Below are 20,061 nucleotides of genomic sequence, written 5' to 3'. Positions count from 1 at the left end.
ACCCCGCCGGCGGCGGCCGGGAAACGGCCCCGCAAGGTGAGCGGCCACATGTAAGGGGCGCCCTCCCTGGGAGAGGGCGCCCCTTACATGTGGCCGGACGCGGGTCGCCCGCGCGGGGTCACTGTGCCTGTTGCGCGGTCAGTACCGGCTCACGGCGGCTGGCGATGACCTTGCGGGCCAGCTTCTTCGGGCTGGTCAGAAAACCCCAGCCCCAGGACATGTGCATGGTGGCCAGCGCCAGGGGGATCTGCGCCCGGGCCTTGAGCGGCAGCCCCTTGCCGGCGGGCAGCGACCCGGCGACGATCGCCGCCAGATAACCGCCGGGCACCACCAGCCCCCACGGGGTGACGGCCGCCCCCACCACGAGGCCCGCCGCGATGGCGCACACGGCGACCGGCGGCGCCAGGTAGCGCAGATTGATGGAACCGGAGTGGTAGCGGGCCACCACGTGCCGCCAACGTCCGTAGTTCTTGTACTGCTTGGCCAGGGCGCGCACGCTGGGCCGGGGACGGTAGGAGACCCGCAGCTCGGGCGAGAACCAGATGAGCCCGCCCGCCTCGCGGATGCGGTAGTTCAGCTCCCAGTCCTGGGCCCGGATGAACTCCTCGTTGTAGCCGCCCTGTTGTTCCAGCACCTCGCGGCGGAAGACGCCCAGGTACACCGTTTCGGCCTGGCCGGCGGCGCCGCCGGTGTGGAAGGCGGCGTTGCCCACGCCGATCCTGGACGTCATCGCCGCGGCGACCGCGTCCTCCCAGGCGTTCTCCCCCTCCGCGTGCATGATGCCGCCCACGTTGGCCGCGCCGGTCTCCTCCAGGAGCCGCACCGCGGTGGCGATGTAGTCGGCCGAGAGCATGCCGTGCCCGTCCACCCGGACCACCACCGGGTGCCGGGACGCCTTGATCGCGGCGTTCAGTCCGGCCGGGGTGCGGCCCGTGGGGTTGGGCACCGTGTGCACGCGCGGGTCCTCGGCGACCAGCTCGGCGGCGATCTCGTCCGTGCGGTCCGTGGAGGGCCCCAGTGCGATGACGACCTCCAGCTCACCGTCGTACCGCTGCTGGAGGATGTGGTGCACCGCGTTGCGCAAGTGCCGCTCCTCGTTCAGCACCGGCATGATCACGGAAACGGGAGGCGGGGCCGCGCCCGCGGGGGTGTCCGGGGTGGCAGGGTTCTCGCGAGTCACGGCGCTCACGTTACCGCGATCGGGGGAACGGTCCGCACGCCCGCGCCTCAGCGGGCTCCGCCGCGGGAAGGGACGGCGTGTACGCACGATCCGGAGATCGTACCGGCATACAGTGTGGGGACTCTCCGTTGCTCACGCGTCACCGACAGTACCTCTCCTGTTCATTTCTCTCTGCGGAAGGTGGCCACCTTGCCTCGAAGCGCCCCCTCCCCCAGCAAGGGCAGGCCCCGGTGGGGCCTGCGGATCGCCACGGCCACCTCGGTGCTGCTGCTGGCCGCGGGCGGTGTCGGACACGCGATGGTCACGGGGCTGAGCGCGGACGTACGCCGGGTGGACCCCTTCGGAGGGCTGACGGAGCGGCCCGGGGGCGACAACGGCGTCAACTTCCTCGTCGTGGGGACCGACCGCCGCGACGGGCTCTCCAAGGAGCAGAAGAAGCGGTACAACCTGGGCGGCACCGCCTGCGACTGCACCGACACGATGCTGCTCGTCCACCTGTCGGCCGACCGCGACCGGGCCACCGTCGTCAGTCTGCCCCGCGACACGTACACCGAGCTGCCGCCCCACAAGGACCGCGCCACCGGCAAACGGGTACCGGGCCGGCCGGCGAAGCTGAACGCGGCGTACACCGCCGGCGGCCCCGGGCTGACCGTACGCACCGTCGAATCCCTCACCGATGTGCACGTGGACCACTATCTGGAGATCGACTTCACGACCTTCATGAACACCGTCGACGTGCTCGGCGGCGTCCCCGTGTGCACGGAGGAACCGCTCAAGGACAGCTACTCCGGTCTCGACCTGCCCAAGGGCACCACCAAGCTCGACGGCGGCCAGGCCCTCCAGTACGTCCGGGCCCGGCACCTGGACGGCGGCTCCGACCTGAGCCGGATGAAGCGGCAGCAGCGGTTCCTCGCCTCGGTGATCAACCGGGCCACCGACACCGGGGTGCTGATGAACCCGGTGCGCTTCAACAAGGTGGCCTCCACCCTGCTGGAGTCCGTCCGTGCCGACCGGGGCTTCGGCACGGAGCAGATGATGGATCTCGGGAAGGCCATGCGCGGGTTCGAGCCGGCCTCCTCGGAGTTCGCCTCCGTCCCGCTGGCCGACACCGACCACCGGGTGCCGGGCCTCGGCTCGACCGTCACCTGGGACCGCCCCAGGGCCCGGAAGCTCTTCGCGTCGCTCCGCGAGGACCGGCCGCTGTCCGGGCCCGCGGAGCCCTCCAAGGGCGGCCCGCCACAGGTGGAGGTCGATCCGCGGTCCGTCCGGGTGGAGGTCGCCAACGCCACCGGACGCCAGGGGCTGGGCGCCCGTGTCGACCGGGACCTGCACAAGACCGGCTTCGCCACCACCGGCACCGCCCGCAACGCGCCGCACCGCGACGACGGCCGCACCACCGTCACCTACGACCCCGGCTGGGACCGGTCGGCCCGCTCACTGGCCGCCGCCCTGCCCGGCGCCCGCCTGGTGAAGAAGGCCGACCACGGCCCCCGGATGACGGTCACGATCGGCGACCCCGACCAGAAGGTGCGCAAGGTCCTCGCCCCCGACCCGGACAGCCCCACCGAGGCGCCCCTGCGCGGCGACGAGGCCGACTGCGGCTGACCCCGCCGGGGCCGCCGCCGTGCCGGGACAGTGCGCGGGGCAGTCGCTCCCGCAGGGCCGTCACCGCGCGACGCGGCTGGCCCGCAGGTCCCTGATGGCGCGGCGGCGGGCCAGCCGGTGGGTGCGGCGGATCTGCGCCTCCTGGTAGCGGCGCCGGTCCTGCTCCGTCTCCGGTATCACCGGCGGCACCGGCCGGGGCTTGCCGCTCTCGTCGATCGCGGCGAAGACGAGGTACGCCGAGCCGACGTGGGTGGCCGGCGTCGACTCGTTCCAGCGCTCGGCCAGCACTCGGACGCCGATCTCCATGGAGGTCCGCCCCGTCCAGTTGACCTGGGCCTTCACATGAACGAGGTCGCCCACCCTGACCGGCTCCAGGAAGACCATCTCGTCCATGGAGGCGGTCACCGCCGGGCCGCCCGAATGGCGCCCGGCCACGGCGCCCGCCGCGTCGTCGGCCAGTTTCATGATCACGCCGCCGTGCACGGTCCCGTACAGATTCGTCTCGCTCCCCGTCATGATGTGGGACAGGGTCGTGCGGGAGGCGGACGTCGGCTTGCCCGGAAGCTCACTGTGCGCCGTCTGCGGCTGATCGGTCATGCGCCCCACCATATGCGTCAGGGAGAACCCGCTCAGAGCGCGGCATTCTGCATCAGAATCGCTACAGGAAGACCCCGAAGTGGTACCCGCCCTGTGTTCCTCCACCCGAGTGCAGGCACACTGCGATGCATGAATCAGTGGCCCGACGGTTGGACCGACAGCTCGCGGGGCCGGGAGGGTCGTGGCCGCGGCGCGCCCCGCCCCGACCCCACCCGTGTCATGCCGCACACCTCGGCCCCCGGCGTACCCCCGCAGACGCGGGGCCCGGGCCAGGGTTCGCAGCACGGCAGCAACTACGACCCCGGATACGGACGCGGCCAGGGCCGGGACGGTTACGACGCCGGTCACGGACAGCCGCCCGGCGGTTACGACTCCGGCTACAGCGAGGGCCAGGTCTACGGCGGCGGCCGGGGCGGCACCGGTGCCCCGCAGCGCGGCGCGGGGCCGCGCCCGGACTGGCGGCGCCGGTTCAAATGGGGGCTGATCACCCTTGTGGTGGTCGTTCTGGCGTGGTCGGTCGGCACCTATTTCTGGGCCGACTCCAAGCTGCGCCGGGAGGTGGACCTCAGCATCGTCGAGGACCGCCCGGAGGGCGGGGACGGCACCAATTATCTGATCGTCGGCTCGGACAGCCGTGAGGGCATGACCGCCGAGGACCGGAAGGAACTGCACACGGGCGGCCCCACCGATCAGGGCCGGACCGACTCGATCATGATCCTGCACGTCGGCGACAACGGGAACACGATGATCTCCCTGCCGCGCGACTCGGACGTCGAGGTTCCTTCCTACACCGGTTCGGAGTCCGGCAAGCACTACCCGGCCCAGGGCCGCCGTACGAAGATCAACGCGACCTACGCCGAGGACGGTCCCGCGCTGCTCGTCCGCACGGTCGAGCACAACACCGGCCTCAAGATCGACCACTACGCGGAGATCGGCTTCGGCGGCTTCGCGAAGATCGTGGACGCGGTCGGCGGTGTCGAGATGGACATCCCGCGCGACATCAAGGACAACAAGTCCGGCGCCGACTTCAAGAAGGGCAAGCAGACGCTCGACGGCCGCCAGGCCCTCGCCTTCGTCCGCACCCGCTACGCACTGCCCGGCAGCGACCTGGACCGCACCAAGAACCAGCAGAAGTTCCTGTCCGCGCTGGCCAACCAGGCCGCCACCCCCAGCACCGTCCTCAACCCGTTCAAGCTCTACCCGACGATGGGCGCCGGCCTGGACACCCTCAAGGTCGACAAGGACATGAGCCTGTGGAACGTCGCCTCGATGTTCTGGGCCATGAAGGGCGTCTCCGGCGGTGACGGCAAGTCCATGAACATGCCCATCGCCGGCACTGCGCCCAACGGGAACCTCCAGTGGGACAAGGCCAAGGTCAAGCAGCTCGTCGACCAGCTCAACAACGACGAGAAGGTGACCGTCACCTCGGACCGCTGAGGCAGCCGCCGCCCGAGCACCCGCCGTCAGCCACTGTGGCCGGACCCGTCACGGGTCCGGCCACAGGCGTTTGCCCACCCCGCCGGGGCGTCGCTGAGCTCAGCGGTCCACCAGGCACAGACAGAACGGATGGCCCGCCGGGTCGGCGTAGACGCGGAAGCTGCGAGCACCGTCGCCGTCGTCCTGCACCAGGCGCGCGCCCAGCTCCAGCACCTCGCGCTCCGCCTCCTCGATGCGGGCCGGCGGCACGTCCAGGTCCAGATGGAACTGCTGCGAGTGCTCCGCGCTGGGCCACTCGGGCGGTACGAAACCGGGCGCCTCCTGGAAGGCCAGCCGCCGGCGCCCCTCCTCGTCCACCACCTCCGTCCACGAGCTGTCGCTCCTCGCCTCGTCGATCTTCCAGCCGAGCATGCGGGCGTAGAAGTCGGCGAGACGCCGGGTGTCCGGGCAGTCGAGTACGACCACGCCCATCGTGGGGACGGCCATCGTGCATCCTCTCGTCGCGCGTGCGTTACCTCTTGCGAGCGGTAACCGGTAACCGCGTCGGTTACCTCATGATGCGGGTCCGCCGGTAACGTGGCAACAGTGGGAGACAGAAAGGCACCGGAATCACTCCTTCTGGTGCAGGAGTTGGCCAACACCCTGGACATCGAGTCCGGCACCGACCGCCTGCGCACGGCGGACGACCTGGAGCGTTTCAGCCACGACCACGGGTTGACCGCGCTACGGCTCGACAAACACGACCTGGCGGGCCTGCGGGAGCTGCGGGAGGCGCTGCGGGCCGCGTGCCTCGCCCACACGGGTGCACCGGTACCGCCCGAGGCGGCCGAGGCCCTAGCCCGGCACCTGGGCGAAGCGCCGCTCACCTTGCGGATCGGCCCACAGGGCGAGGCCGGGCTGCACCCCGCTCCCGGGCTCACCGGGCTGCCGGCCCTCACCGCCCGGCTCGCCGCGGGTGTCGCAGCCGCGGCGGCCGACGGCACCTGGCAGCGTCTCAAGGCGTGCGAGGCCCACACCTGCCAGTGGGTCTACTACGACCGCAGCCCGGCCGGCCGCAGCCGCTGGTGCAGCATGGCCGTCTGCGGCAGCCGGGCGAAAATGCGCACCTACCGGGCCCGTCGCGCCCCCTGAGCCGGGCCTCCGGGGCGGCGGACGAGTGCAGCAGACGGGGGGCGCCGGACGGTCGGCGCCCGGGCGACGTACCCCGAACGGCCGACGGCGGACGGTAGCCCCCGTACGACGTACGCCGGGCGGCCGGCGCCGGGCGGTTCAGAACACCGGACGGTTCAGAGCGTGGGGCGCCCCAGCGCGCGGAAGGTCCAGCCGGCCTTCCGCCACGGCACCGGGTCCAGCGTGTTGCGCCCGTCCAGGATGTGCCGGGAGGACGCGACGTCACCGAGGGCGGCGGGGTCCAGTTCCTTGAACTCCGCCCACTCCGTCAGGTGCAGCACGACATCGGCGCCGCGGACGGCGTCCAGGGCCGAGTCGGCGTAACCGAGAGTGGGGAAGACGGCACGGGCGTTCTCCATGCCCTTGGGGTCGTACACCGTCACCTGCGCACCCTGGAGGTGCAGCTGGCCGGCGACGTTGAGCGCGGGCGAGTCCCGTACGTCGTCGGAGTCCGGCTTGAACGTGGCGCCCAGCACGGCGATGCGCTTGCCCAGCAGTGCGCCGCCCAGCGCCTCACGCGCCATCTCGACCATCTGCGCGCGCCGCCGCATGTTGATGGAGTCGATCTCCCGCAGGAACGTCAGCGCCTCGGAGGCGCCGAGCTCGCCCGCGCGGGCCATGAACGCGCGCAGGTCCTTGGGCAGGCAGCCACCGCCGAACCCGATCCCGGCGCGGAGGAACTTGCGGCCGATGCGGTCGTCGTGCCCGATGGCCTCGGCGAGCTTCACGACGTCACCGTCGGCGGCCTCGCAGATCTCGGCCATGGCGTTGATGAACGAGATCTTGGTGGCGAGGAAGGAGTTGGCCGCGGTCTTGACCAGTTCCGCCGTGGGGAAGTCCGTGACCAGGAAGGGCGTGCCCTCCGCGACGGGCGTCGCGTACACCTCGCGCAGCAGTGCCTCGCCGCGCGGCCCGGCGACGCCCACCACGATGCGGTCCGGGTGCAGCGTGTCCTGCACCGCGAAGCCCTCACGCAGGAACTCGGGGTTCCACGCCAGTTCGGCCTCGGCACCGGCGGGGGCCAGCTCCGCGATGCGGGCGGCGAGCCGTGCGGCGCTGCCGACGGGGACGGTGGACTTGCCCACCACGAGAGCGGGTCCGTGCAGGTGCGGGGCGAGGGATTCGACGGCACTGTCGACATAGCTCATGTCGCAGCCGTACTCCCCGTGCTTCTGTGGGGTGTTGACGCACACGAAGTGCACGTCACCGAAGGCGCCGATCTCCTCCCAGGAGTCGGTGAAGCGCAGCCGCCCGGAGGAGCCCTCGACGCCGGCGACGTGGGAGCGCAGCAGCTCTTCGAGCCCGGGCTCGAACATGGGGGCGTGGCCCTGTTCCAGCTTGCGCATCTTCTCCGGGACGACGTCCAGCCCCAGCACCTCGAAGCCGAGCTCGGCCATGGCGGCGGCGTGGGTGGCGCCGAGGTAGCCGAGACCGATCACGGTGATCTTGGGCGAGGCCATAGAGGTGCTCCTTGTGACGGCTGAACGCTGCCCGCGAGCATAACGGGGACGCCTTTGTCGTGAACCTCACGTACCCCGGCGGAGGTCGCGGCCACTAAAATTCGGGTTACTTAACGGTAATTAGCAGTGCCCCGGCAGGCTCTCAAAGGAGTGAGACACCTTGGCGTCTGATTTCGACCTCTACCGGCCGTCCGAGGAGCACGAGATGCTCCGCGACTCGGTGCGCGCGCTCGCCGAGGCGAAGATCGCTCCGCATGCCGCAGCGGTGGACGAGGAGTCCCGCTTCCCGCAGGAGGCACTGGACGCGCTCGTCGCCAACGACCTGCACGCCGTGCACGTACCGGAGCAGTACGGCGGCGCGGGCGCCGACGCGCTGGCCACCGTCATCGTCATCGAGGAGGTCGCCCGGGTGTGCGGCTCCTCCTCCCTCATCCCGGCGGTCAACAAACTGGGCTCCCTGCCGGTGATGCTCTCAGGCTCCGAGGAGCTCAAGAAGCGCTACCTGGGCCCGCTGGCCAAGGGCGACGCGATGTTCTCCTACTGCCTGTCCGAGCCGGACGCCGGCTCCGACGCGGGCGGCATGAAGACCCGGGCGGTACGCGACGGCGACCACTGGGTGCTCAACGGCGTCAAGCGCTGGATCACCAACGCCGGGGTCTCGGAGTACTACACGGTGATGGCCGTCACCGACCCCGACAAGCGCACCAAGGGCATCTCCGCGTTCGTCGTGGAGAAGGGCGACGAGGGAGTCTCCTTCGGCGCCCCCGAGAAGAAGCTCGGCATCAAGGGCTCGCCCACCCGCGAGGTGTACCTCGACAACGTGCGCATCCCCGCCGACCGCATGATCGGCGCGGAGGGCACCGGATTCGCCACCGCGATGAAGACCCTCGACCACACCCGCATCACCATCGCGGCCCAGGCCCTCGGCATCGCCCAGGGCGCGCTCGACTACGCCAAGGGCTACGTGGCCGAACGCAAGCAGTTCGGCAAGCCGATCGGCGACTTCCAGGGCGTCCAGTTCATGCTCGCCGACATGGCCATGAAGATCGAGGCCGCCCGCCAGCTCACCTACGCGGCAGCCGCCCGCTCCGAGCGCGTCTTCGAGGGCGGCGACGGCGCCAAGGAGGACCTGACCTTCTTCGGCGCCGCCGCGAAGTGCTACGCCTCCGACGCCGCCATGGAGATCACCACCGACGCGGTGCAACTCCTGGGCGGCTACGGCTACACCCGCGACTACCCGGTGGAACGGATGATGCGCGACGCGAAGATCACCCAGATCTACGAGGGCACGAACCAGGTCCAGCGCATCGTGATGGCACGGAACCTGCCGTAGCAGGGTTTTCGCAGCTCAGCGGCTGGCTCGGGCGGCCATGGGTGCTGTGGCCGGCTTCCGGTCCGTTCGCGGCCGTCCCGTCCCGGGGTGCTCCGAAGTGTTCCCGGGCACCTGCTGGGGAGCCCCTGGGGTGACACTCGACCGGGCACGGCACCGCACTGTCACCTGACCCGCACAAGCACAGCAGCCCCCGGCATCGCGCCGGGGGCTGCTCGCGTGGGTCGGATCAGGCGGCTTCGGCCCGCTCCGTGGGTCCGCCGGTCACCTCTTCAGGTCGATCCACCACTCGTCGTTCTCGTCCAGCCAGCAGGAGTAGCCGGCGTACTCCTTGCCCGGCCCGGAGATGGCCGCGCCGATCTGCTTGCACATCTCCAGGGTGCCGACCTTGTAGGTGTCGTAGTTGTCGTTGGCCGCCTGCGTCGTCGCGGACGAGGCGGTCACCTGCGACACCGTCGTCGCGGCCGTGGCCGCGGTGGTGCCGAGGCCGGCGAAGGCCACGACTCCGGCCACGACGACTGCCGCATTCGAAAACTTCTTGCGCATACAAGTCTCCTCAATGGCGCGGAACACGCACCTGTCACTGAACGGGGCGGAAGGGGCTTCTTCTCGCCGTTGCGCCGGAGTGAGATGCCGGTACCGGCCAGCGAGTTCACGGGCCGTTGCCCCCGAGACCGAACCGTGATCTTCCGGGGCGGTCCGTCAGCCGCTTCTCAGCCTCCTGGAGTTCGCCGGTGCGCCCGCATGGTGGTCCCCTTCACGGTCAGTGGCGCCACGCGTATTTCATCTCCTTGACGGGTCACCGCCCGGCCGAGCCGGGAGAGAGCCGTCCGGCCCCGGGGTCCGGGCACGCAAGTCCCTTCTGTCTCAGTCGCTGGAGGGCGGCCAGGGCGCGGAACTGCCGGTGTTCGTACGCGGTGGCGGGGCGCAGGCGGGTTCGCTCGGCCGTCCAGGACATGCCGCTGGGGCGGCGCAACTTCACCCGGAACCCCTCGACTTCCTCAACGACGGCGATCATCTCCGGCTTGGGGTCGTGGACGAGGACCCCAGGTCGCAGCCATGTGCGGCGCGGCTGACCGCTGTACCGGCGTTCAGGGCGCAATGAAGCCACACCCACTTCCCTCCTGTCGTGAGCGTGTAGCCGATGTCGAAGGCCAGCTCCCGCAACAGCCACAGGCCGCGGCCCGACTCCGCGAGGTGGTCCGGGGTCGTCACACGCGGCGCCTCGTGCGACCGGTCGAAGAGCCGTACGCACAGCACCTCGCCCTCCACCGCGACGACGAGCTGACATTGAGGCTCCGCCACGTGCTTGCACACGTTGCCGAGCAGTTCTGTCACGCCGAGGCGTGCCACATGGACAGCGTCGTGGTCAGCCCCGAGAGCCCGGGCAGCTATGCCGACCTTGTGCCGCCACTCACCGATGTCGTGGCGGGCCGCCAGTAACGGCCATGAGTGTTGGTAGTCGGTACGTGGGGGCTGAGCTGCGACGTTCATGCCTGGAACCTCCAGAGCTGGTCGGCGCACGCTCGGTCGCGCATGCCGAGTGGACCGCGAGTCACGCCTTGAGCGCGCTGCGTCACAGTCGGCATCATTCGGCTCCGCCGGTTCTCCCGTCAAGCCACTGCATGGCAATCTGCCAAACTTCCGCTCGGCAGGGTTACGGCATCCGTGCAACAGGAGAGCTTGAACCCGTCGGCCTGTACTCTCGACCGGGCGGAGAGAGGGGAGTTGGGAACGTGTCCGTCGTCCAAAGCGGTAGTCCGCTCGCGGCCCGACGCAGGCTCGGACAAGAGCTGCGGCTTCTTCGTGACAACGCAGGGAAGACCACCGAAGAGGTTGGTGCGCATCTCAACTGCCACAACTCGAAGATCAGTCGGCTGGAGCTGGGCAAGCGGGCCTGCACCGAGCGGGACTTCGAGGCCCTGATGGACTTCTTCGATGTCGACCGGGAGAAGTACCACGAACTCCGCGAGCTGATGGTCCGAGGCAGGCAGCGCGTACCTCCGTGGTGGCACGCCTACAACGATGTGATCTCTGCGAACTACGCCGAGTTCCTGGCGTACGAGGCGGAAGCAGCGAGCTGCTTCGAGTACCAGCCCATCTTGATCCCGGGCCTGTTGCAGACCGCGGAGTACGCCCACGCTGTGACGGGCGTGAGCTTCACAGCACTCGGTCCGGATCAGGTTGAAGGTCTGGTCGAAGTTCGGATGGGGCGCCAAGCGCGACTTCGTGATGACGCCCCGCTGAACCTCGAAGCCATGGTCACCGAGGCAGCGCTGCGCTTCAACGTCGGTGGTGACGACGTGATGCGGGCGCAGCTGCGCAGGTTGAAGGAAGTTGCCGAGCTGGACAACGTCTCCTTGCGAGTCCTCCCGTTCAGCGCAGGGGAGAAGGCCGCTACCACCGGCGCGTTCACTCTATTCAGCAGCGGGAAGGATGCGGACATAGACGCCGCCTTCACCGAGTCCGCTGACAACACGTCCCATTTTCGGGACGACAAGCTCGCGTTGAGGCAGCTCAGTCGCCTCTTCCGAAACCTGACGAGCGCAGCGATGACCGAAGAGGCTAGCATCGAGTTGGTTGACCGTATCGAGAAAGAGCGGGATTGAAATGAGCATCATGACCGACCTGTACGCGGCCGACCTCTCCGGCGCGACGTGGCGCAAGAGCAGCTACACAGCCGGCAACGGCCAGTGCGTCGAGGTCGCCGACATCCCGAACACGGACGGCACCGCTGTCCGCGACTCCAAGAACCCTCACCTCCCCGCCGCGCGGGTCTCTCGCGCAGCCTGGCAGCTCTTCGTGTCCGCCGCAGCCCGGGGCGAGTTCGAATCCTGATGGAAGCACGCCAGAAGGCTGACCTGTACGGACTCGACCTCAGCAACGTCGTCTGGAAGAGCGCGCCGGGCAGCGATCCGGACAACCGGATCGAGGTGGCCGATCTCCCGGGCGGCGCGAAGGCGCTGCGGAACCCCTCAGACCCCGAGGGGACCGTACTGCGGTACACGGCGGCCGAATGGCAGGCGTTCGTCAACGGAGCCCGAGACGGCGAGTTCGACCGATAAGCCCGGCAACCAGGCAGACCCCGCCGGGTCATCACCTCGAAGGCTCGGCGGGTTTCCCCCTGTCCCGCCGCCGGAGCCGAACGGTGATCATTCCGGCCCGTCCGGGGCCGCCCCGGGCCGTTCGTCCAGGTCGGGGCGGAAGATTTCAGCCAAGGAGCGCCCCTGCCCCTTCCGGCAGGGGCGTTCCTCCGTCTGCGGGACTCACACGAGGCTGACCCCGGCCTGGGCCTTGATGGTGCTGACGGCCTCTTCGGTGAGCCACCGCAGGGGGACCACGGTCCACCGCTTGCCCTTGCGCATGACCACGGCGTTGCCGTCCCTGGTGCGTCCGACGTGGACGAAACCGTGATCACGCCGCAGGTCCTTCGCCAGGTTCTCACCGTGGATCACGGGCTTTACTTCCCTTCGCGGTCCTCGTCGTCCGCCATGCTGCTGTGGACGTCCCCGTTCTGAGAGACACGAGTGTCGGGATCAGTCACCTGGTCCTGATTGGCGTACGGGTCCCACTCGTCCTCGTTCTTCTTACCCATTCTCACGCGCTCCTTCCGGTTGAGCACCGAGACGGCACGGATGCAACCCGCGCCGTCGACAACCACCCCGGCCGCCCGCCCTTCTTGTGCTGAGCGGCCGGGACCTGCGGCTTCCCATCAACTCGGCAGCTGGCACGCCGGGACACTCAAGCCCGCGTCACCGACTCCGCCGGCACCACCCATTTCCTCCGCCGTGCTCGGGCCGGGCCAACACGGTCGGACAAAGACGTTGCAGTCAGTCACGCTGGGCCAGTCACCGCCCACCCGCGCCGATTCCGCACGTTTGCCAGCTCCGCGCACCCCGCGCGACCGGGAACCGGCGCCGGTTCACGGTCCGTGCTCAGCGGTAGCCCTACGGACCCACCCGGACAGGTACTCGGCTCGCTCATGCCGACGCACCCTTCGAGAGCGGCGTACGGCGGGAGCGCCCAGGCGCCTTTCTGCCGAACTCGGACCGTTCATCATTCCGACTGCCTCCCCGCGATCCTTCGGATTCGATGCTGCCCCGGGGCAGGGCAGGACCCTCCCATTATCAGCGTTGTCGGGTAAGTGATCAGGCGCGGCAGTCTGCGGCCCACTCTGCGAGTAGCGCTCTCATTTCATCGCCGAAAAATGCATGGCTCTCGTACGCGCAGAACACTTCAAGATGCTCAGCGATATCTATGGCGTCCTGAAAAACGATACGCCCGGTAAACGTCTCGACGGTTGCCAATCGCTGGTCGTACACGGTGAAAGTGTTCATCGGACCACGACTGACAACCGTTCCTGTCGGGATGACCCCGATACGCACATTGGGCAGGTGGGAGATCGAGGCGATCCGATCCATCTGGACGGCCATCGCCGCGCGCGGGACCACGGCCCACCTGACAGCTTGTTCCGTCAGCAGGAACGTGAAGTGTTTAGCGCTGTCGTAGAGGACTGCTTGTCGCTCCAGCTTCCTTGCGACCGTCTTGCTGGTGTCCACCGGGGAGTGACTGAGGCCGGCCCTGATGTATTCAGGCGTGGCCAGCAGCCCCGTCACCATCGCCGGCAGGAAGTAGCGAAGTGTGGTGGCTTCCCGTTCGAGACCGGCCAGCTCTGCTTGCCGTTTCTCCAGCCCCCTGCGCCAAGACGCACGCTTGCCTTGCCACTCCGTACTTGCTAGGCGCGCGAGGGCGGCGACTTGTGTGGCGAGTTCCGGAGGCGCGTCGAGAGCCTTGAGGATCAACTCGACGTCAACAAGACCGGGGGTGACTCGCCCGGTCTCGATGTTGCTCAGCTTGGTCTGGGAAATATTGCAGCGAAGAGCGAGCCAGACCTGAGTCCGCCCGGCTCGCCGACGCATGCTGCGGAGCGTTTCTGCCAGGTCGGCCTTCGCCTGACCCAGCCGGCCGGGGTCAAGCGTCAAGGGCCTTCACGTACTCCTCGAAAGGCACTGCGTGCTCCAGAGCGAGCCGCTTCCACTCCCGATACGGCGCGGTATCCCCTTCATACGATTCACGATTGATCTGGGTTCCATCCGGACGGAAGTTCAGGTGCGCGATGCGGGAGTCGTCGAACATCCACCAGTCGCGGCCCGAAAGCGGCAATCCGAAGGTGTCTCGCGTCACATCCAGGATCCTGATGTCTTCCCCTGCCGCGATGTTTCCTGGGATTCCCCAGGCGAATTGGTACCGCTGATAGTCGGTAAGGGGTCGGCGCACGATGCGGACACGGCCGATGCGCTTTCCGGACTCGACGTATCCGCGAACGCGTTCATGCCAAAGGGCATTGTGGTCGGCAGGCTTGTCCTCACCACGCAGGAACCGGGCCACATTGGCCTGCTCCTTGGGAATGGTGTACGTGGGCTGCGTCTCGAACCGCCATGCTTCATGCTCGAAGGCGTCGAAGAACCGGCGCCATTCCTCACCATCCAAGAGCACGAATGGCCTCCCTCAGAACGTGCTCGGGAATCTCCACCAATCCTTCCCCGGCGGGTGGGGCGAACGCGTCGGACACGCTGCCCTGGAAGACGAACGAACCGCTCGCGGTCCGGTAGACATTCGGGCAATCGTCGTCGTCACAGTCAGGACCACCGACGTTGCCGGTAAGGCGAGTCAGTTCCTCACGCGCCATGGTTCCCCCTCGGCCGCAGAGACGATCCCTGCCACAGTGAGGACGGTAGGACGATCCCGGGCTCCGGTCCATGGCACATCGCCCATATTCGCGTTGTCGGGTAGGCGATCACGGAAGGTACACCGCGAAGAGTGTCCGGCCCATCGTGATGGCGCGGAACCTGCCGCAGCGAGGCCTTTCCAGGGCTCGGTCCATGTGGCCGGCGTGGTGACAGCGGCGGTCCCCGCCCGTGCAGTGCGCACTGTCTTTCACCGCGCGGGGGGCCAGCGGCCCCAAGGGGCCGGCACCCCGGAAAGGTGGCGGCCCCTTGGTGGGTCAGTGGCCCAGGTCGCAGCAGCCGTCGCGGCGTTGCTGGCGGCTGACGTGGTGCCAGTGGGCGGCGGCGCCCTGGGGGTGGGACTGCGTGCCGGACCAGGCGTCCAGCAGGTCGCGCTGCTCGTACGGTACGCCGCCGCGGATGGTGGTGACCGTGTTGACGAGGGTGTCGAAGTCGCTCAGCGGGTCGCCGTCCACCAGGGTGAGGTCGGCCAGCTTGCCCTCTTCGACGGTGCCGAGCTGTTTGTCCAGGCCGAAGACGCGGGCGGGCAGCAGCGTCGCCGTGCGCAGCGCCTCGTGCGGGGCGAGGCCGGCCCGGTGGAGGGCCCGCAGCGCCAGGTGGAGGTGGAGGCCGACGGGTACCAGGGGCTGGTCGGTGCCCAGGGCGACGGTGCCGCCTGCGGCGAGGACCCGGCGGTAGACGGCCGTCTCGGTGTCGAGTGTGGCCAGTTCGTCGTCGGTGGGCGGGCGGGCGGCCAGTTCGCGGACGGCCTGGACGTCCCACGGCGGCATCAGCCGCCGCACCCGTTCGTCGTCGGCCAGCCCAGGGTCGGCGCCCAGCAGCGGGGAGGCGGGGAAGGGGGTGGCCACCAGGTGGAAGTCGCCCGGGGTGGTGTAGATGCCGATGACGTCCTCGTAGGCGTGCCCGGTGGCGGTGGTGGCGTGGCCGAACTCCAGCCGCTGGGTGGCCTGGAGGTGGGTCGTCAGGTCCTGGCCGATCTGGATGCCGGGGGTGCACAGGTGGCTGCCGGAGCGGACGCCCAGTTTCTCGTGGGCGTAGGCGGCGGCCTCGCGCATGGCGTCCGCCGGGGCCCTCACGTATGTCTTGACGAAGTCCCAGTCGAGGGCGCCGCCGCGCTCCAGTGAGCGGCGCAGGCCCTTCCGGGTGCGGTGGGCCCTGCCCATGCTGTAGGCGACGCGGGAGCCGTCGAGCAGTTCGCCGGTGGCCAGCAGCCGGGGGCCGGCCAGGGCTCCGGAGGCCACGGCCTCGCGCAGCCGGGCCTGTTCGTATGCGAAGCCGCCGAAGGAGACGGCGGTGGTGATGCCGTAGGCGAGCTGGGTGACGGTCTGCCGGCCGCCGTAGGTGGTCTGCCAGGGGTGGGTGTGGGTGTCCCACAGGCCGGGCAGCACCGTCAGCCCGGAGGCGTCGACGCGGCGCTGGGCACGGCGCCCGCCGCGGTGCGGGGCGATCTCGGTGATGCGCCCGTCGCGCAGCACGATGTCCACGTCCTCGCGGACGCCGGGTCCGGTGCCGTCCCACAGCCGTCCGGCGTGGACGACGGTCTCCTTGGGGGCGGGCCGCCGCCAGGACAGCTCCAGGCGTACGGTGCGGGGCTTCCCCCCGGTGACGGGCACGCGCCGCAGGGTGCCGGCGGACAGGTACAGCAGGGTGCGCGAGTCGCCGGACCAGGAGGGGTGGTCGGCGCTCTCGTCGGTGAGCCTGCGAGCCTTGCCCGCGGGGCTGCCGTCCTCGGCGACGGGCAGGACCCACAGCGCCGATTCGCAGACGGCCGCCATCCAGCGGCCGTCGGGTGACCAGACGGGCCCGGAGGCGTAGCGGTCGGCGAGGGAGGCGTGTTCGGCGAGCGGGTGCAGGGCGTCCTCGCCGCTGTCGGCGTCGACGACGCGGATGAGGTTGTAGCCCTCGCGGAACCGCTGGTTGAGCCGGTTGCGGTCGCACAGGGCGATGCGGCTGCCGTCGGGTGACCAGCTGGGCGGGCCGGGGATGCCGCCACCGCCCATGGGCGCGGCCAGGACACGTTCACGGCCGCCGGCGAGGTCCTTGACGACCAGGTTGCCGGCCATGTCGAGGCAGGCGAGCCGGCTGCCGTCGGGTGAGAGGGTGCCGAAGACCCGGCCGCCGTCGGCCAGTTGCCGGTCCTTGCCGGTGGACAGCTCGTGTCTGCGGACGGCCAGCAGCCCGTCCCGGTCGTCGCTGTAGAGCAGCGCTTTGCCGTCCCGGGTGAAGGAGGGCGCGCACACGTAGCGGGTCGCGCGGGCCCGTACGAGCGGGCGGGGCCGGCCGTGGCCGTCGGTGCGGGCCAGCCAGAGGGTGTTGAGGGCGACGAAGGCGACGTGTTCGCCGTCCGGGGAGAGGACGGGCTGCTGCACGCCGCGCACCCGGTGGCGTCCGGGGGCCTCGAAGCCGTAGTCCTTGACGTGGTAGCGGGGCCGGGTGGTGGCCAGTTCGGCGGTGAACGGGATGCGTTCGGTGGTCTGGGGCCGGTTCGGGCGCAGCAGCCGGAAGGTGCCGGAGATGTTCAGCAGCAGGGTCTCGCGGTCCGCCCAGCGGGGCGGCACCGGCGCCAGATCGCCTTCGACGGGCACGGCCTCGCCGTCCACGACCAGGGTGCAGGACGCCGCGGGTGCCGGGGTGGTGCGCAGGTAGGCGATCTTCCCGGACGGGGAGACGGCGGGCGTCATCAAGGAGACGCCCTTGGTCTTGTCCTCGTGTTCGGTCCGTACGTCGCCGCTGCCGTCGGCGGCGACGGACACGAGGGTGCGGGAGACGAGGGTGGGGCCGCTCTCCCCCTTGACGACGCCGCCGCGTACGCACAGCACGCGCTCGCCGTCGACGGACCAGGCGGGGTCGAAGTCCTCCCAGGCGCCGTCCTGGAGGGGGCCGTCCTGGTCGTCGTTCCCGGTCAGCCGCATCAGCTTGCCGGTGCGCAGGTCGAGCACCCAGATGCGGTAGGGGCTGCCGGCCACCGGGTCGCCGCGGCGTTCGGAGGCGAAGGCGATCCGGGTGCCGTCGGGCGACCAGGCGGGGCCGCGGTCGTCCCACGGCCCGTCGGTGCGCTGGGTGAGCGCGGAACCGTCGGGGCGCAGCGTCCAGATGTGGAAGCCGCCGCCGTGGTAGGCGCACACGGCCAGCGTCTTGCCGTCGGGGGCGAGGACGGGCCGGGTGGGCTCCAGTCCGGGGACGCTGAGGGGGCGGGCCTTGCCCCCGTTGCGGGGGATGGACCAGAGGGTGTTCTGCATCTCCGCGATGAGCCGGCGTGCGCCGGGCACGAGGGTGGCTGCGCCGTTGGTGGCGGCGGAGAAGGTGACGGTGCGCGAGCGGGCTGCGGCCTGTGCCGCTCCGGGTGCGGCGGCCGGTGCGGGGGCCGCCGTGGCGGGCGCGGCCGGGGCGGCGGCGCCGACGGGGAGGGCGCCGCCCGCCGCGGCCGAGACCTGGAGGAGGGTGCGCCGGGCGAGGCTGCCGCGCTCGGCTTCGGAGACGGTGGGGGTGTCGGGGGCGGAAGCGGTGGGCGAGCCGGACGGTTCCGAGGTGGCCAACGGTCCTCCCTGGACGCAAGGAGTGGGCCCGCTGATGCTCGCGGGCCCCCAGGGGCGACGTCAAGGAGGCGGTGACCGCCACGCCGTCCGGGGGCCCGCTGCCCGAGTTCCGCCGTAAGCCGGAAGGTTGACTTCGCGTCAGTCGTCGAGCCGGAGCGTGGTGACGCGTCAGCCGTCGAGCTGGTCGATGGTGGCGATCGAGGGGCCGCGCCGCAGCTGGAGGGTGCGGGCCACCTCCTCGGCCTCGCGCAGCACGCGGACCGCGTTGGACCAGGTGAGCTTCGCCAGGTCCGCCTCCGACCACTTGCGGTCGAGCAGTTCGGCGACCAGGTGGGGGTAGCCGGCGACGTCCTCCAGCTGGGCCGGGGTGAAGGGGGTGCCGTCGTAGTCGCCGCCGAGGCCGATGTGGTCGATGCCCGCGACCTCGCGCATATGGTCGAGGTGGTCGGCGACCGTACCGGCGTCGGGGACGGGCCGCGGGTTGGCCGCCTCGAACTCGCGCTGCACCCGCCGGGCCTCCTCGCCCAGATCCAGGGGGTCGAGCCCGTGTTCGCGCATGTTCTCGTCGGCCGCCCGGGTCCAGGCCACCGCCTCGGGCAGGATGAACTTCGGGACGAAGGTGGCCATGGCCACGCCCCCGTTGGCGGGGAGCTGGGCGAGCACGTCGTCGGGGATGTTGCGCGGGTGGTCGCACACGGCGCGGGCCGAGGAGTGCGAGAAGATCACAGGCGCCTCGGTGACGCGCAGCGCGTCCCGCATCGTCTCGGCCGCGACGTGCGAGAGGTCCACGAGCATGCCCAGCCGGTTCATCTCGCGGACGACTTCCTCACCGAAGCGGGACAGCCCGCCGGCGCGCGGCTCGTCGGTGGCCGAGTCCGCCCAGTCGAGGGAGTTGTTGTGGGTGAGCGTCATGTAGCGCACGCCGAGGCGGTACAGGGCGCGCAGCGTGGCGAGGGAGTTGTCGATGGAGTGGCCGCCCTCGGCACCCATCAGCGAGGCGATCCGCCGCTGGGCGTGCGCGGCCTCCACGTCCTGCGCGGTGAACGCGAGCTGGAGGTCGTCGGGGTACCGCTCGGCCAGCAGCCGGACGGCGTCGATCTGCTCCAGGGTGGCGCTCACCGCGGCGTCGCCGGTCAGCTCGCCGGAGACGTAGACGGACCAGAACTGGGCGCCGACGCCGCCGGCCCGCAGCCGGGCCAGGTCGGTGTGGAGGGTGGCGCTCTGGTCCCGGGCGATGTCGAGCTTGTCGAGGTCGTAGCGGGCCTGTTCGCGCAGCGCCCACGGCAGGTCGTTGTGGCCGTCCACGACGGGGTGTTCGACCAGCAGGGCACGGGCCCGCTCCAGATTCGGGCTGGTCTTCCGCGTCATCGTCCGCCTCCCGCCTGGCCGCCGAAGCCGAACCCGGTCTCGCCGGCCGCCTTGGCGCGCAGCCGCTTGCCCTTCTCGGTGGCCTGCGCGTTCAGCTCCTGCTGGAAGTCGCGCATCCGGGCGCGCAGCTCGTCGTCGTGGGCGGCGAGCATCCGGGCGGCCAGCAGTCCGGCGTTGCGGGCGCCGCCGACGGACACGGTGGCCACGGGAACCCCCGCGGGCATCTGCACGATGGACAGCAGCGAGTCCATGCCGTCCAGGTACTTGAGCGGCACGGGCACCCCGATGACGGGCAGCGGGGTGACCGAGGCGAGCATGCCCGGCAGGTGGGCGGCGCCGCCCGCGCCCGCGATGATCGCCTTGAGGCCGCGGTCGGCGGCGTCCTCGCCGTAGGCGAGCATCTCGCGGGGCATCCGGTGCGCGGAGACGACATCGACCTCGTAGGGCACCTCGAACTCGGCGAGCACCTTGGCCGCCTCCTCCATGACGGGCCAGTCCGAGTCGGACCCCATGACGATCCCCACCTGGGGGGTGACAGTGCTCAATGCGGCTCCTTGGTTGTGGGGCTCTCGGTTCCCGGGGCCGTACTCACTCCGCGGCTCCCGTACGGCACCCGGCCTTCCGCACGGGC

General features: G+C 70.4%; 21 protein-coding genes. 7 read left to right on the top strand and 14 right to left on the bottom strand.

From position 1 onward, the window contains the following. Window positions 1-118: 118 nt before the first annotated feature. Window positions 119-1,180 (bottom strand): glycosyltransferase family 2 protein, encoded by a 1,062-nt coding sequence (locus IO40_RS0114520; RefSeq protein ID WP_016472748.1) that lies wholly within the window; start codon window positions 1,178-1,180, stop codon window positions 119-121. A 189-nt stretch (window positions 1,181-1,369) separates the two neighbouring features. On the opposite strand from IO40_RS0114520, the gene IO40_RS0114515 reads away from it, so the two are divergent. Beyond that, complete coding sequence (locus tag IO40_RS0114515; protein ID WP_234315503.1) at window positions 1,370-2,785, top strand: LCP family protein; 1,416 nt, start codon at window positions 1,370-1,372, stop codon at window positions 2,783-2,785. Between the two features lie 60 nt (window positions 2,786-2,845). On the opposite strand, the gene IO40_RS0114510 is transcribed toward IO40_RS0114515, so the two are convergent. After that, the gene (locus IO40_RS0114510; RefSeq protein ID WP_030406370.1) at window positions 2,846-3,382 is read right to left on the bottom strand and encodes an acyl-CoA thioesterase; all 537 of its coding nucleotides are present in this window, start codon (window positions 3,380-3,382) and stop codon (window positions 2,846-2,848) included. 129 nt (window positions 3,383-3,511) lie between these two features. Here IO40_RS0114510 and IO40_RS0114505 point away from each other — a divergent pair, with 129 nt between their 5' ends. Continuing rightward, entirely contained in the window at window positions 3,512-4,819 is a 1,308-nt protein-coding gene (locus tag IO40_RS0114505; RefSeq protein WP_016472745.1) for an LCP family protein, read from the top strand. Between the two features lie 99 nt (window positions 4,820-4,918). Here the strand turns inward: IO40_RS0114505 and IO40_RS0114500 are convergent, their stop codons facing one another. Next, window positions 4,919-5,305 (bottom strand): VOC family protein, encoded by a 387-nt coding sequence (locus tag IO40_RS0114500; protein WP_016472744.1) that lies wholly within the window; start codon window positions 5,303-5,305, stop codon window positions 4,919-4,921. A gap of 99 nt (window positions 5,306-5,404) precedes the next feature. On the opposite strand from IO40_RS0114500, the gene IO40_RS0114495 reads away from it, so the two are divergent. Beyond that, window positions 5,405-5,950, top strand: a complete 546-nt coding sequence (locus IO40_RS0114495; protein ID WP_030406371.1) for a CGNR zinc finger domain-containing protein — start codon at window positions 5,405-5,407, stop codon at window positions 5,948-5,950. Window positions 5,951-6,105: 155 nt separating this feature from the next. Here IO40_RS0114495 and IO40_RS0114490 read toward each other — a convergent pair whose 3' ends face one another. Continuing rightward, entirely contained in the window at window positions 6,106-7,449 is a 1,344-nt protein-coding gene (locus IO40_RS0114490; RefSeq protein ID WP_030406372.1) for a UDP-glucose dehydrogenase family protein, read from the bottom strand. Window positions 7,450-7,609: 160 nt separating this feature from the next. Here IO40_RS0114490 and IO40_RS0114485 point away from each other — a divergent pair, with 160 nt between their 5' ends. Then, window positions 7,610-8,782 carry an acyl-CoA dehydrogenase gene (locus tag IO40_RS0114485; RefSeq protein WP_016472741.1) on the top strand — a complete coding sequence of 391 codons (1,173 nt, stop codon included), beginning with the start codon at window positions 7,610-7,612 and terminating at the stop codon, window positions 8,780-8,782. Window positions 8,783-9,043: 261 nt separating this feature from the next. Here IO40_RS0114485 and IO40_RS0114480 read toward each other — a convergent pair whose 3' ends face one another. Both IO40_RS0114480 and IO40_RS36970 read right to left on the bottom strand, forming a co-directional pair. Then, window positions 9,044-9,325: a hypothetical protein gene (locus tag IO40_RS0114480; RefSeq protein WP_016472740.1), complete on the bottom strand. Its 282-nt coding sequence runs from the start codon at window positions 9,323-9,325 to the stop codon at window positions 9,044-9,046. 468 nt (window positions 9,326-9,793) lie between these two features. Further along, window positions 9,794-10,273: an ATP-binding protein gene (locus IO40_RS36970; protein ID WP_016472738.1), complete on the bottom strand. Its 480-nt coding sequence runs from the start codon at window positions 10,271-10,273 to the stop codon at window positions 9,794-9,796. A 242-nt stretch (window positions 10,274-10,515) separates the two neighbouring features. Here IO40_RS36970 and IO40_RS0114465 point away from each other — a divergent pair, with 242 nt between their 5' ends. The 3 genes from IO40_RS0114465 to IO40_RS0114455 are packed head-to-tail and all read left to right on the top strand — an operon-like array spanning window position 10,516 to window position 11,844. Further along, window positions 10,516-11,388: a helix-turn-helix domain-containing protein gene (locus tag IO40_RS0114465; RefSeq protein ID WP_031030386.1), complete on the top strand. Its 873-nt coding sequence runs from the start codon at window positions 10,516-10,518 to the stop codon at window positions 11,386-11,388. Between the two features lies 1 nt (window position 11,389). Continuing rightward, entirely contained in the window at window positions 11,390-11,617 is a 228-nt protein-coding gene (locus tag IO40_RS0114460; RefSeq protein WP_016472736.1) for a DUF397 domain-containing protein, read from the top strand. After that, window positions 11,617-11,844, top strand: a complete 228-nt coding sequence (locus IO40_RS0114455; protein ID WP_016472735.1) for a DUF397 domain-containing protein — start codon at window positions 11,617-11,619, stop codon at window positions 11,842-11,844. Before IO40_RS0114460 ends, IO40_RS0114455 begins: the two co-directional genes overlap by 1 nt. Before the next feature lie 201 nt (window positions 11,845-12,045). Here IO40_RS0114455 and IO40_RS0114450 read toward each other — a convergent pair whose 3' ends face one another. The 8 genes from IO40_RS0114450 to purE form a co-directional block, all read right to left on the bottom strand. After that, on the bottom strand, window positions 12,046-12,234 hold the full coding sequence (locus tag IO40_RS0114450) for a hypothetical protein (RefSeq protein ID WP_016472734.1): 189 nt from the start codon (window positions 12,232-12,234) through the stop codon (window positions 12,046-12,048). 5 nt (window positions 12,235-12,239) lie between these two features. After that, window positions 12,240-12,374: a hypothetical protein gene (locus IO40_RS39420; RefSeq protein ID WP_258775798.1), complete on the bottom strand. Its 135-nt coding sequence runs from the start codon at window positions 12,372-12,374 to the stop codon at window positions 12,240-12,242. 553 nt (window positions 12,375-12,927) lie between these two features. Further along, entirely contained in the window at window positions 12,928-13,761 is an 834-nt protein-coding gene (locus IO40_RS0114440; protein ID WP_031175524.1) for a helix-turn-helix domain-containing protein, read from the bottom strand. Then, on the bottom strand, window positions 13,751-14,275 hold the full coding sequence (locus tag IO40_RS0114435; RefSeq protein ID WP_030406380.1) for a DUF6879 family protein: 525 nt from the start codon (window positions 14,273-14,275) through the stop codon (window positions 13,751-13,753). The genes IO40_RS0114440 and IO40_RS0114435 overlap by 11 nt, the downstream gene beginning before the upstream one ends. Then, window positions 14,259-14,468 carry a hypothetical protein gene (locus tag IO40_RS35865; protein WP_016472730.1) on the bottom strand — a complete coding sequence of 70 codons (210 nt, stop codon included), beginning with the start codon at window positions 14,466-14,468 and terminating at the stop codon, window positions 14,259-14,261. The genes IO40_RS0114435 and IO40_RS35865 overlap by 17 nt, the downstream gene beginning before the upstream one ends. A gap of 315 nt (window positions 14,469-14,783) precedes the next feature. After that, window positions 14,784-18,062 (bottom strand): amidohydrolase family protein, encoded by a 3,279-nt coding sequence (locus IO40_RS0114430; protein WP_031175523.1) that lies wholly within the window; start codon window positions 18,060-18,062, stop codon window positions 14,784-14,786. A 168-nt stretch (window positions 18,063-18,230) separates the two neighbouring features. After that, the gene (locus tag IO40_RS0114425) at window positions 18,231-19,430 is read right to left on the bottom strand and encodes a dipeptidase (protein WP_016472728.1); all 1,200 of its coding nucleotides are present in this window, start codon (window positions 19,428-19,430) and stop codon (window positions 18,231-18,233) included. Then, window positions 19,427-19,975 carry a 5-(carboxyamino)imidazole ribonucleotide mutase gene (purE, locus tag IO40_RS0114420; protein WP_016472727.1) on the bottom strand — a complete coding sequence of 183 codons (549 nt, stop codon included), beginning with the start codon at window positions 19,973-19,975 and terminating at the stop codon, window positions 19,427-19,429. Before purE ends, IO40_RS0114425 begins: the two co-directional genes overlap by 4 nt. Window positions 19,976-20,061 lie beyond the last annotated feature (86 nt).

The sequence above is a fragment of the Streptomyces albus subsp. albus genome (genome assembly GCF_000725885.1).
Classification (GTDB): domain Bacteria; phylum Actinomycetota; class Actinomycetes; order Streptomycetales; family Streptomycetaceae; genus Streptomyces; species Streptomyces albus.
Note: the sequence above shows the minus strand (reverse complement) of the source record. Positions and strands in the feature narration are given on the sequence as shown.